This window comes from Bradyrhizobium betae, from assembly GCF_008932115.1.
Taxonomy (GTDB): Bacteria; Pseudomonadota; Alphaproteobacteria; order Rhizobiales; family Xanthobacteraceae; genus Bradyrhizobium; species Bradyrhizobium betae.
The window spans coordinates 1,333,443-1,344,658 of record NZ_CP044543.1; the positions used below are offsets into that span (position 1 = coordinate 1,333,443).

The window sequence follows — 11,216 nt, forward strand, 5'->3', positions numbered from 1 at the left end:
CTACTCCGCCTTGATGTTCGCCGCCGTCACGACCTCGGCGAGCTCCCTGGTCTCCTTCGCGATCCTGGCGGCGTAGTCGGCCGGGCTGAGCACGCTCAGGACGCCTTGCGTCTCCAGCCGCTCCTGCATCGCCGGGTCCTTGGCGGCGGCGACGATCTCCCGATGCAGCGTCTCCAGGATCGGTGCCGGCGTCGCCTTCGGCATGAAGAAGCCGACCCAGAACGAGAGGTCGAAGCCGGGATAGCCGGCTTCCGCGACGGTCGGCACGTCGGGCAGCGACGGCAGCCGCTCGGCCGAGGACACCGCGAGCGCGCGCAGCTTGCCGGCCTTCACCAGCGGCACGGCCGAGAGCGGATCGAACACCGCCAGCACCTCCTGCGCGAGGATGCCGACCTCGGACGCAGCCCCACCGCGATAGGGCACGTGGATCAGCTTGATGCCGGCCTTCTGGCTGAGCAGCTCCATGGCGAGATGAGCGAGGTTGCCGTTGCCGCCGGAGCCGTAAGCGAGCTCGCCCGGCCTGGCCTTGGCGGCAGCGACGAGATCGGCGACGGTCTTGATGTCGGCGGTCTTGGGATTCTCGGGGTTGACCACGAGGACGAGCGGCGCCGACACGACGGTGGTCAGCGGCGCGAAATCACCGATCGGATCGTAGCGGGCGTCCTTGAACAGCGTCTTGTTGAGCGTGATGGTTGAGGAGTTGCAGGCCAGCATGGTGTAGCCGTCCGCATCCGCGCGCGCCACGCCCTCGGCCGCGATCATGCCGTTGGCGCCGGCGCGGTTCTCGACCACGAAGGGCTGCCCGAGCTTGTTGCTCAGGCGGTCGGCGACGATGCGCGCGACGACATCGACCGGACCGCCCGCGCTGAAGCCGACCATGATCTTGACCGGACGCGCCGGATATTTCTGCGCGACGGCCTGCGTCGACAGCGCGCATGCGCATAATCCGGCGATGATGGCCAGCAGGCGGACCGTTCGTTGCATTGGTTCTCTCCCCAGCTCCGCGCCGCCTGTGCTTGTTGTTATGCGGCGCGTTCGCCGATCATGAATAGCGGCCGCGCCGATTTTGGCAATCGCATTTCCGGCAGCGAAGTGTCCGGCATTCCGTCGCGCGGCACGCCAGCGCCGGTATCCAGACAAAGCGCGAAAACAACCCCATGCACAGTAGCCGACGCCAGTCGAAACAAGGACTTGCGCGGCAGCAACTTCTCTTATCCCGAAAACACGTTGACACGTCGGGCAAAACAGGAGCAGAATGGCATCATCGCGATAATCGCCGGCGTGGATGCCGTCCCGGTCAAGGGCGCCTCGACCCGGCTATGCGCGTACCCCCTCACCGACATCCGAAAAATCGCAACCGCCCCGATAGTACACGCACGATTGGCTTCGCTCTCCGCGAGGCTTCGCGCGCCTGCGCCGGCAAAGGACACATCGCATGACGACATTACCGACACACAGCGAGACGGCCATCAGCACAGCCGATCGTGCCCCGATCATCGCAAGCCCAAAGGTCAAGCTGCGCCGCAGGCGGATCGTGATCGAACATCCCGATCCGCGAACCGGTGAGTTGCTGCTGGCCGAGGCGCTGGGCGCCGTCGACCGCGACGCGCTGCACGGACTATTGAGCCAGTTGACGAAAGCCAGCGCGGTTGCGCGGAAGCCGGACCAGGGCAATCTCGCCTTCATGGTCTCGACGCTGAAGAGCATCGCGCCGAAGGACTCGCTCGAGTCCATGCTGGCGGCGCAGATGGTGAGCGTCCACGTCGCGGCGATGCGCTGCGCCTGTCGCCTCGCCTGCACCGACGACGTGCAGCAGCAGGAGAGCCTCACGCGCGCACAGACCAGGCTGGCCCGCACCTTCGCGGCCCAGATGGAAGCCCTGAACCGTCATCGCAGCAACGGCGCGTGTGCGATCACGGTGCAGAATTTGTCGGTGCAGGATGGTGGCCGGGCCGTCGTCGGTCATTTCACGCAACATGCGAGCCTGGTCGCCGCACAGCCCGGCCTGGCGGATGCGGGGGCCATCACCGCGTGACCCACGCCCGCAACACCGGCCCGATGCAGGCGAGTCCGCGCTGCGACGCGCGAACACGCAGCAGCGGCAATTGCCGTGCGCCGGCGTTGCTCGGCAAGACGCGCTGCCGCATGCATGGCGGAGCAGCCGGGTCCGGAGCACCATTCGGAAACAGGAATGCCCTCAACCACGGCTTCTTCACCAGCGAGGCGATCGACGAGCGGAGGCAGATCCATGCGCTGCTGGATCGAGCTGAAAGCCTGCTGTTGGAGCTGAAGTAGAATGGCAAGACGCGGAGGCTGCCGAACGAAATGAAGCCGGCTTACCGCCAGGAACATCAACGGACACGCAGCATCCTGGGTCCCGGCTCTGCGCAGCAACGCGAAGCGCGTTGCGGCGCGTCCGGGACAGGCGAGGAGCAAACGTCTCGCGGACACCCCCTCATATCAACGCGGCCCTGCATTTGGCCAACAGCTATCGAGGTTGGCACGCCTGCCGCAATCATGTAACCCACCCGAAACCTTACCGGGACGGGGCGCTCATGACTGCCACAACCGACGACGCGGGCGGCGCCACCCGCGCGCTGATCTTCGCACTCGTTGCGCTTGCCTGCGGGCACATGCTGTCGACCCTGCTGCGCACGATTCCGGCGCTCAGCCTCGATTTAATGGCGGCGGATTTCCACGTGCAGCCGCAGGCGCTGGCGAGCCTCACCTCGGTCTATCATTTCGCCTTTGCGGCGTCGCAGATCCCGGTCGGGGCCGCGATGGATCGCTTTGGCGTGCGGCCGGTGTCGCTGAGCCTGCTCGCGGGAACCGTGGCCGGCGCCATCGCATCAGGCTTTGCGACGGGGCCCGAGAGCTTTGCGGTCGGGCAATTGCTGCTGGGCATCGCCACCTCGGGCATGCTGATGTGCCCGATGACGCTGGCGGCCAAGCAATTGTCGGCGGCGCGGTTCGGCCTGTGGTCGGGCGCGATCCTCTCGATCGGCAATATCGGCATGCTGCTGTCATCGAGCCCGCTCGCCTTCGTGGTCGATCATTACGGCTGGCGCGCCGGATTCTGGATCGCCGCGCTCGGCGCCGTCGTGGTGGCGCTCGCGGTGTTCGCGCTGGTGCCGAACCAGCCGGCCGAGCATAAGGACGAGTCCTCGCCGCTGTCGCAGATGATCGAGGTGCTCAGGCTCGGCCTGTCACGCCCGCTGCGCGGACTGATCGCGCTGGCGATGGTGTCGCTGGCGACCTCACTGGTGCTGCGGGGCCTGTGGGGCGGGCCGTGGCTGATGCAGGTCAAGGGCCTGACGCGGGTCGAGGCCGGCAATTTGCTCGGCGCGTACACGCTGGCGATGATCGCAGGTCCCCTGTGCATGGGCATGATCGATCGCAAAATCGGCCGCCGCCGCGAGCTGGTGGCCAGCACGCATACGATCGCGGCTCTGCTGGTGGCGCTGCTGGCGCTCGGCGCGCCGCATTTAGCCGTTGCATGGCTGTTCGGCGTGCCGGTCATGCCGCCGAAATACGACCTCGTGCTGTTCGTGCTGATCGGCCTTGCGACCTCCGCGCAGCCGCTGCTGTTCGGCATGTGCCGGCAGCTGGTCGACGCGCAGACCGCGGGCAAGGCGCTGGCGGCGGTGAACCTCGCCTTCTTTCTCGGCACGGCACTGATGCAGTCGACTACAGGTGCGGTGGCCGCGTTCGCGGGGCTGCCGGCGGTGCTGCTGTTCATGGCCGCGGCGCTGATGGTGGGGGTGATGATCTTTTTGACTTACACCTCGTCGCGTTCGTAGGATGCGCCGAGCGAAGCGAAACCCATCCTACGCGTCTGCGCACCAAAGGAATGCCTCATGCCTGTCGACACCAAAGCCGCCACCGACCGCCTCATGCGCTTCCTCGCCGTGGAGGGCGTCACCGGACAGGAGGCGGCGATCGGGCGTGAGCTCACCGCCGCGCTGAAGGAGAGCGGCGTGCCGGCCAAAGCGATCCGGCTCGACGACGCCAATACGCGCATTCCCGTGCCGACCGAGACCGGCAACCTCATCGTCGACCTGCCCGGCCGCGGCGCACTGCATAACCAGCCGCGCATCATGTTCATGACCCACATGGACACCGTGCCGCTCTGTGCCGGCGCCAAGCCCAAGAAGTCCGGCCGCAAGATCATCAACAAGGCCAAAACCGCGCTCGGCGGCGACAATCGCTGCGGCTGCGGCGTGCTGGTGACGCTGGCCGCCGAGCTCGAAAAGCAGAAGCTCGACCATCCGCCGATTACGCTCTTGTTCTGCGTGCGCGAGGAGAGCGGGCTCTATGGTGCGCGCCACGTCAAGCTGGACGAGCTCGGTTCTCCCGTGATGGCCTTCAACTATGACGGCGGCTCGGCCTCCAACGTCGTGATCGGCGCCGTCGGCGCGGATCGTTGGAGCGTCGAGATCTTCGGCCGCGCCTCGCATGCCGGCGTCGCACCCGAGCGCGGCATCTCCTCGACCATGATCATGTCGCTGGCCCTTGCGGACGTGCAAGCCGGCGGCTGGTTCGGCAAGGTGGTTAAGGGCAAGGGCGCGAACGCGCGGCAAGGCACCAGCAATGTCGGCCCCGTCACCGGCGGAGAAGGCCGCCCGGCGGGCGATGCCACCAACGTCGTCACCGACTACGTCCATGTGCGCGGCGAGAGCCGCAGCCACGACGGCAAGTTCTTCAAGGAGATCACCAAGGCCTACAAGGCCGCGTTCGAGAAGGCGGCCAAGAAGGTGACCAACGCGCAAGGCAAGTCCGGCAAGGTCAAGTTCAAGGCCGAGACCGACTATTTTCCGTTCCGCATGAAGGACAGCCAGCCCGTCATCAAGCGCGCGGTCGAGGCGGTGTCCGCGGTCGGCGGCACGCCGAACGTGCGCACCGCCAATGGCGGCCTCGATGCCAACTGGATGGTCCGCCACGGCGTTCCGACCGTCACCTTCGGCGCCGGCCAGAACGAGGCGCACACGATCGACGAGTGGATCAATCTCGACGAGTACGACCGCGCCTGCGCGCTGGCGCTGCAGCTGGCGACGATGCGGTGAGATAAGTTCGTAGGGTGGGTTAGCCCCGCGACTGCGCGAAGCGTAGTTCGCGCGGCGTAACCCACCTCTTTGGTATCCGCGGCGACAGAAGTGGTGGGTTACGCCGAGCAGATTCGCTTCGCTCATCTGCTCGCCTAACCCACCCTACGAACCAAGAAAGAAAACACAGGGAGGCCAAATGGCACGCATCGCGACAATCGAATCCGCTCTCTACCGGATCCCCCTCCCCGTCACGCTCTCCGACTCCACACATGGCGAGATCGCGGCATTCGAGCTGATCACCTGCCGTGTCCGCGATGCCGATGGCGCCGAAGGCGTCGGCTATACCTACACGGTCGGTCGCAATGGCGGCGCGATCGCCGATATTCTCAGGCGCGAGATCCCGCCTTTGGTAGAGGGACGCGAGGCCGACAACACCGAGGCGATCTGGCATCACGTCTGGTGGGGCCTGCATTATGGCGGCCGCGGCGGGCCGGCGGTGCTGGCGCTGTCCGCACTCGACATCGCGCTATGGGACCTGAAGGCCCGGCGCGCCAAGCTGCCGCTGTTCCGCCTGCTCGGCGGCTTCGACGCCCGCGTTCCGTGTTATGCCGGCGGCATCGACCTCGATCTTTCGGTCGAGGCGCTGCTGGCGCAGACCGACGGCAATCTCGCCAAGGGCTTTCGCGCCATCAAGATGAAGGTCGGCCGGCCCGATCTCAAATCCGACGTCGCACGTGTGGCGGCGATGCGACAGCATCTCGGCGACGGCTTTCCGCTGATGGCAGACGCCAACATGAAGTGGACGGTCGAGGAAGCCATCCGCGCCGCCCGCGCCTTCGTTCCCTACGACCTCACCTGGCTGGAGGAGCCGATCATCCCCGACGATGTCGCGGGACATGCGCGCATCATGCAGGCAGGCGGCGTGCCCATCGCGGCCGGCGAGAATCTGCGCTCGCTGTGGGAGTTCAAGAACTACATCGTCGCGGGCGCGGTGTCCTACCCCGAGCCTGACGTCACCAATTGCGGCGGCGTCACCGCGTTCATGAAGATCGCGCGGCTCGCCGAAGCGTTCAACCTGCCCGTGACCAGCCACGGCGCGCACGACATCACCGTGCACCTGCTCGCAGCCTGCCCGAACCGCTCCTATCTGGAGGCCCATGGCTTCGGGCTGGACAAATATATCGAGCATCCGCTGGTGCTCACGGACGGCAGGGCGCTGGCGCCGGACCGCCCAGGCCACGGCATCGACTTCGACTGGAAGGGACTGGCGAAGCTGGCGCCGTAGGGCTCCGTCATGCCCGGGCTTGTCCCGGGCATCCACGTTCTTTGTACCGCGAAGCAAGACGTGGATGGCCGGGTCAAGCCCGGCCATGACGATGTAGCTGCACGCGAGGCATTCCAAGGCGCTGGATGCGGGGGCCGGATAATCGGCTATGGTGGCCGCAGCCGGCCCTCCCAGCGAAAGACCTTCCGCCTTGACCCCCGAACTGCACCAGAAACTGACCCAGTGGCGCCGGCACCTGCATGCCCATCCGGAATTGGGCCTCCACGAGAAGGCCACCGCCGCCTTCGTGCAGGACAGGCTCACCGAGCTCGGCATTCCCTTCGAGGCTGATATCGGCGGCCATGGGGTCGTTGCGACCCTGACACGCGGGCATGCGCAGGGCCGCGTCGGCCTGCGCGCCGACATGGACGCGCTGCCGATCACCGAGGACACCGGGCTTGGCTACGCCTCGACGAATCCGGGCGTGATGCATGCCTGCGGGCATGACGGGCACACTGCCTCGCTGCTCGGCGCGGCCGCGCTGCTGGCCGCCGACACCAGTTGGAGCGGCACCGTCGACTTCATCTTCCAGCCGGCCGAGGAAGGACTTGGCGGAGCGCGCGCGATGGTCGGCGCGGGCCTGTTCGAGCGCTTTCCGATGACGCGGGTGTTCGGCTTCCACAACTGGCCGGGGCTCCCGGCCGGCACCATCGCAGTGCATGACGGCGTCGTCATGGCCTCCGGCGGACGCGTCAGCATCGCGATCGAGGGCCATGCCGGACATGCCGGCATGCCGCATCTGACCCGCGATCCCGTGATGGCGGCGGGACATCTGATCGTGGCGCTGCAATCGATCGTGGCGCGCGGCGTCGATCCGCTCGATACCGCCGTGCTCTCGCTATGCACGCTCGAAGGCGGCAAGGCGCGCAACCAGATCGCAGGACGCGTCGAAATCGGCGGCACGCTGCGGTATCACCGCGACGCGGTGAAAGACATCATGGTGGCGCGGATCGAACAGATCTGCGCCGGCATTGCAACGACCTTCGACGTCAAGGTCACGCCCGAGATCGTCATGGGCGTCGGCGTGGTGGTCAATACACCAGATGAGGCGGGCCTCGCGCGCCTCGCCGCGGAGAAAGTACAGGCCGAAGTGCGGCGCGATCTCGCGCCCAGCATGGCCGGCGAGGATTTCGCCTTCTATCTTCAAAAGCGCCCCGGCGCCTTCGTCTGGATCGGCAACGGCGAACTGCGCGACGGCGCCGAGCTGCACGGCCCGCGCTACGATTTCAACGATGCGATTTTGCCCGTCGCCTCCGGCTGGATGGCGGAAGTCGCCAGGACGGCGCTGAGCACGAATTAGGTCAAGCCGGTTTGGCGGGATGAGCGGTTCGCGGGTGGCGATCGTGCAGCAGCCGCGCGAGGGCTTCGCGCTGCCCCGAATGGCCTTTCATCGCCGTCTCGAACAGCGCCTCCTGGATGTCGCGCGGCATGTCGCCCCAGACGTCCATGGCGGCCTGCCCCAACAATTCGGCAAAACGTGCTTCAGCCATGTCGATGCTCCCTGTCCGGCTCCGAGATAGGAACGGCTCCCGCCTGCCGGCGTTCCACTCCCTTTCACCATGAAATGGAGACGTCTGAAATGGGACTTTTCACCAAGGACATCAAATCGATGGACGACCTGCTGATCCACGGACTGCAGGACATCTATTATGCGGAGCAGCAGATCCTGAAGGCGCTGCCGACGATGATCGACAAGGCCACCAACCGGGACCTCGTCGCCGGCCTGACGAACCATCTCGAGGAGACCAACAAGCAGGTCGAACGGTTGCAGAAGGCCTTCGCCAAGCTCGGCAAGGAGCCGAGCGGCACGCAGTGCCCGGCCATCGACGGCATCATCAAGGAGGCCAACGAGACCGCGGGCGAGATCGCGGACAAGGCCGTTCTGGACGCCGCCATCGTCGCGAACGCGCAGGCGGTGGAACATTACGAGATGTGCCGCTACGGCACGTTGATCGCATGGGCCGAGGAACTCGGTCACGACGAGATCGTGCGCTTCCTGACGACGAACCTGAATGAAGAGAAGGCCGCCAACACCAAGCTGAACACGGTGGCCTTGCGCAAGGGCGTCAATGCCAAGGCGGTCAACGCGGCGTAGACGCGTGCAGGACCGGAGCGGCTCCGCAAGTCGCGGGGCCGCCTGACATGGTCCGATCCCGCTCGACTAAATGATCCCGCCCTGCCGAAGCGCCGCGATCGCGGCCTGGTCATAGCCGAGCTCCGCCAGCACGAGATCGGTGTGTTCGCCCAGCGTCGGCGGACGCGTCGCGATCTCGCCCGGGGTTTCCGACAGACGGACCGCGGCGCGGGCGACCGGCGCGGATCTCGGCAAGCCGGGATAATCGACGTCCTGCAGGAAGCCGGCGGCGCGGATGTGCGGATGATCCAGCGCCTGTTGCGGGCTCAGCACGGGCCCGGTCGGAATCATCGCCTTGCCCAGCGTGTCGACGGCCTCCTGCGTGGTGCGTTCGGCGCACCAGCGCGCCATGCGCTCGCTGATGACGGGTCCGTTGTTGCCGCGGCTGATGTCGTCGGCAAAGCGCGGGTCGTTCAGCCACTGCTCCTCTTCGCCCATCAGCCTGGCCCAACGCTTGAACAGTGGATGGCCGGTGACCTGGCACAGCACCCAGCCGTCCTTGGTGCGGTAGATGTCGACCGGCGCCGCGGTCTGGCCGAGATTGCCAGTCGGCACCCGATTGACGTTGATGACCGCCTGCTCGATCAGCGTGGCATTGGTGAAGGACAGCGCGGTCGCAAGCAGCGCGCCCTCGACGATCTGCCCGCGCCCGGATTTGCCGCGCTCGATCAGGGCTGCGAGCGTTCCGAACGCGCAATGCAGCGCCGTGCCGAAATCGACCCAGTTCACCGCGGCCCGATACGGCGGATCGCCGGCGCCGGTCATGTAGACCGAGCCCGACATGACCTGGCCGACCCCGTCGAAGCCGACGCGGTCGGACCATGGCCCCGGTCCGCCGAACGCGGTGGCCGTCGTCAGGATGATGTCCGGCTTGATCGCCTTCAGCGAGTCATAGTCGAGCTTCATCGTCTGCAGGGTCTGCGGCGGCAGGTTGGCGACGACGACATCCGCGGTAGCAATCAGGCGGCGCATCACCTCCTGCCCTTCCGGCTTCATCGGATCGAGCGTGATGCACTTCTTGTTGCGGTTGACCTGGAGGAAAAGCGCGCCTTCACCGCCTTCGCCGACCGGCGCCACAAAGCGGTCCTCGCTGCCGTCGCGCTTCTCCACGCGGATGACCTCGGCGCCGAATTCGGCCAGCAGGGTCGCGCAATAGGGCCCGGCGATATAGCGCCCGAAATCGAGGACGCGCACGCCCTCCAGAACTCCTCCCATCGATCCCTTCCCTTTCATGTTCTTGCCAGATTACAGGGACTGGCTGCCACGGCAAGCCGGCAACGGACATCGCGCCATTCTCCCGAGATGTGATCGGCGGCCCGTTTCGGCTGGCGGAAATTGTGCTCTAGTATGGCGTGTCCGTCCCCCAGCGAGAAGCACATCCATGCCGCAACAATTCGATCGATCCCAAGAAGATCTCGGCAATGCGATCCATTTCGAGCACGTCAACATCCAGGTCCCGGATCAGCGCCTTGCTACGCTGTTCTACGTCACCGGGCTCGGGCTCACCCGCGATCCCTATCTGATGGTGTCCGACACCAACATGTGGATCAATGCCGGACGCAGCCAGTTTCATCTGCCGAACGGCAAGCCGCAGGTGCTGCGCGGCCATACCGGACTGGTGATCGCGGGCCGCGAGGCGCTGCTGCAACGGCTGGCTTCGATCGCGAAGAAGCTCGAAGGCACGGCGTTCACCTTCGCCGAGCATAACGACTACGTCGAGGCGATTTGTCCGTGGGGCAACCGCATGCGCATCCATGAACCGGACGCGGCGCGCTTCGGGCGCATCGCGCTCGGCATTCCCTATGTCGAGTTCGACGTGCCAGCTGGAACGGCGAAGGCAATCTGCGCCTTCTACCCCGAGATCATGGGAATGCCCGCGAGCTTGCGGAACGGCGACGGCACGGTCGCCGCCGTGCAGACGGGGCGAGATCAGCATCTCTTGTTTCGAGAGACCGACCGCGTGCTGCCCGGCTATGACGGCCATCATGTGCAGATGTACATCACCGACTTCTCCGGCCCGTATCGCAAGCTGCTCGCGCGCGACCTGGTCTCGCGCGAGGACAACCAGTACCAGTACCGGTTCTGCGACATCATCGACCTCGACAGCGGCAAGCCGCTGTTCACGGTCGAGCACGAGGTCCGCAGCGCCACCCACCCGATGTTCATGCGGCCGATGGTCAATCGCAATCCGGCGGTGAACAACCGCAACTATGCCAACGGGTTTGATCAAGTGTCGTGGGCGATGGGGCTGGATCAGTACGAGGGATAGATGCGGCTTGGACAATCCCGCCAAAACTGGCACGCCAGCGACAAAATCTTGGGCGTATGCAACAGCGTGACGCCAATCACGGCGAGCATCGGATGCGTGCGGCATCCTGTCCACAGTTGCGAGGATGATCCCGCAGCGTCAAGACAGGTGAGATAACATGGCCCATCAGATCAACAACGACGGCGCGAACTTTGAACTCTCGATCGAACAGCTCGATGAAGTCGCCGGCGGCGGCTGGTTCAGCAGCGCCACGCACTGGCTCGGCAGCCACATCCACGACGCAGGCGTGGCCATCGGCAAATTCCTCTCGAGCACGCCGGTTGCCGTGATTGCCGGCATCTTCGTCGGCGGCGGCGCGATTGTCGTGGGTGGTCAGGCTGCGACGAAGCAGAACTGAGCGCGCGCGACACCAACCACGGTGCTGATGCCTACGTTGAAACTCCC

At 65.9% G+C, this 11,216-nt stretch carries 13 protein-coding genes; 9 read left to right on the forward strand and 4 right to left on the reverse strand.

Annotated features, from left to right (window positions below; genetic code table 11):
- Together F8237_RS06435 and F8237_RS06440 are read right to left on the reverse strand one after the other, a co-directional pair.
- Complete coding sequence (locus F8237_RS06435; protein ID WP_151642965.1) at window positions 1-984, reverse strand: Bug family tripartite tricarboxylate transporter substrate binding protein; 984 nt, start codon at window positions 982-984, stop codon at window positions 1-3.
- A 38-nt stretch (window positions 985-1,022) separates the two neighbouring features.
- Window positions 1,023-1,205: a hypothetical protein gene (locus F8237_RS06440; RefSeq protein ID WP_151642967.1), complete on the reverse strand. Its 183-nt coding sequence runs from the start codon at window positions 1,203-1,205 to the stop codon at window positions 1,023-1,025.
- 230 nt (window positions 1,206-1,435) lie between these two features.
- Between F8237_RS06440 and F8237_RS06445 the strand changes: the two genes are divergently transcribed.
- From F8237_RS06445 to F8237_RS06470, 6 genes are all read left to right on the forward strand, one after another.
- A complete protein-coding gene (locus F8237_RS06445; protein ID WP_151642969.1) occupies window positions 1,436-2,035 on the forward strand; it encodes a hypothetical protein in 600 nt (199 codons plus the stop codon).
- Window positions 2,032-2,295 carry an HGGxSTG domain-containing protein gene (locus tag F8237_RS06450; RefSeq protein WP_151642971.1) on the forward strand — a complete coding sequence of 88 codons (264 nt, stop codon included), beginning with the start codon at window positions 2,032-2,034 and terminating at the stop codon, window positions 2,293-2,295. Before F8237_RS06445 ends, F8237_RS06450 begins: the two co-directional genes overlap by 4 nt.
- 260 nt (window positions 2,296-2,555) lie before the next feature.
- A complete protein-coding gene (locus F8237_RS06455) occupies window positions 2,556-3,800 on the forward strand; it encodes an MFS transporter (RefSeq protein ID WP_151642973.1) in 1,245 nt (414 codons plus the stop codon).
- Window positions 3,801-3,857: 57 nt separating this feature from the next.
- Window positions 3,858-5,063, forward strand: a complete 1,206-nt coding sequence (locus F8237_RS06460; RefSeq protein WP_151642975.1) for a M20/M25/M40 family metallo-hydrolase — start codon at window positions 3,858-3,860, stop codon at window positions 5,061-5,063.
- Between the two features lie 178 nt (window positions 5,064-5,241).
- Window positions 5,242-6,330, forward strand: coding sequence for a mandelate racemase/muconate lactonizing enzyme family protein (locus F8237_RS06465; RefSeq protein WP_151642977.1), 1,089 nt, complete (start codon window positions 5,242-5,244; stop codon window positions 6,328-6,330).
- 190 nt (window positions 6,331-6,520) lie between these two features.
- A complete protein-coding gene (locus F8237_RS06470; protein ID WP_151642979.1) occupies window positions 6,521-7,669 on the forward strand; it encodes an amidohydrolase in 1,149 nt (382 codons plus the stop codon).
- 1 nt (window position 7,670) lies between these two features.
- On the opposite strand, the gene F8237_RS06475 is transcribed toward F8237_RS06470, so the two are convergent.
- Window positions 7,671-7,859 carry a hypothetical protein gene (locus F8237_RS06475; protein ID WP_151642981.1) on the reverse strand — a complete coding sequence of 63 codons (189 nt, stop codon included), beginning with the start codon at window positions 7,857-7,859 and terminating at the stop codon, window positions 7,671-7,673.
- A gap of 89 nt (window positions 7,860-7,948) precedes the next feature.
- Between F8237_RS06475 and F8237_RS06480 the strand changes: the two genes are divergently transcribed.
- The gene (locus tag F8237_RS06480) at window positions 7,949-8,464 is read left to right on the forward strand and encodes a YciE/YciF ferroxidase family protein (protein WP_151642983.1); all 516 of its coding nucleotides are present in this window, start codon (window positions 7,949-7,951) and stop codon (window positions 8,462-8,464) included.
- Between the two features lie 66 nt (window positions 8,465-8,530).
- On the opposite strand, the gene F8237_RS06485 is transcribed toward F8237_RS06480, so the two are convergent.
- Window positions 8,531-9,718: a CaiB/BaiF CoA transferase family protein gene (locus tag F8237_RS06485; protein WP_151642985.1), complete on the reverse strand. Its 1,188-nt coding sequence runs from the start codon at window positions 9,716-9,718 to the stop codon at window positions 8,531-8,533.
- 166 nt (window positions 9,719-9,884) lie between these two features.
- On the opposite strand from F8237_RS06485, the gene F8237_RS06490 reads away from it, so the two are divergent.
- A complete protein-coding gene (locus F8237_RS06490; protein ID WP_151642987.1) occupies window positions 9,885-10,772 on the forward strand; it encodes a VOC family protein in 888 nt (295 codons plus the stop codon).
- Between the two features lie 157 nt (window positions 10,773-10,929).
- Window positions 10,930-11,169 carry a hypothetical protein gene (locus tag F8237_RS06495; protein WP_015687775.1) on the forward strand — a complete coding sequence of 80 codons (240 nt, stop codon included), beginning with the start codon at window positions 10,930-10,932 and terminating at the stop codon, window positions 11,167-11,169.
- Window positions 11,170-11,216 lie beyond the last annotated feature (47 nt).

Excerpts from the sequence above, each read along its gene's own strand:
- F8237_RS06495 (WP_015687775.1), top strand. The coding sequence starts at position 10,930 with ATGGCCCATCAGATCAACAACGACGGCGCGAACTTTGAACTCTCGATC.
- F8237_RS06485 (WP_151642985.1), bottom strand. The coding sequence starts at position 9,718 with ATGGGAGGAGTTCTGGAGGGCGTGCGCGTCCTCGATTTCGGGCGCTAT.
- F8237_RS06480 (WP_151642983.1), top strand. The coding sequence starts at position 7,949 with ATGGGACTTTTCACCAAGGACATCAAATCGATGGACGACCTGCTGATC.
- F8237_RS06445 (WP_151642969.1), top strand. The coding sequence starts at position 1,436 with ATGACGACATTACCGACACACAGCGAGACGGCCATCAGCACAGCCGAT.
- F8237_RS06435 (WP_151642965.1), bottom strand. The coding sequence starts at position 984 with ATGCAACGAACGGTCCGCCTGCTGGCCATCATCGCCGGATTATGCGCA.
- F8237_RS06475 (WP_151642981.1), bottom strand. The coding sequence starts at position 7,859 with ATGGCTGAAGCACGTTTTGCCGAATTGTTGGGGCAGGCCGCCATGGAC.
- F8237_RS06455 (WP_151642973.1), top strand. The coding sequence starts at position 2,556 with ATGACTGCCACAACCGACGACGCGGGCGGCGCCACCCGCGCGCTGATC.
- F8237_RS06460 (WP_151642975.1), top strand. The coding sequence starts at position 3,858 with ATGCCTGTCGACACCAAAGCCGCCACCGACCGCCTCATGCGCTTCCTC.
- F8237_RS06465 (WP_151642977.1), top strand. The coding sequence starts at position 5,242 with ATGGCACGCATCGCGACAATCGAATCCGCTCTCTACCGGATCCCCCTC.
- F8237_RS06490 (WP_151642987.1), top strand. The coding sequence starts at position 9,885 with ATGCCGCAACAATTCGATCGATCCCAAGAAGATCTCGGCAATGCGATC.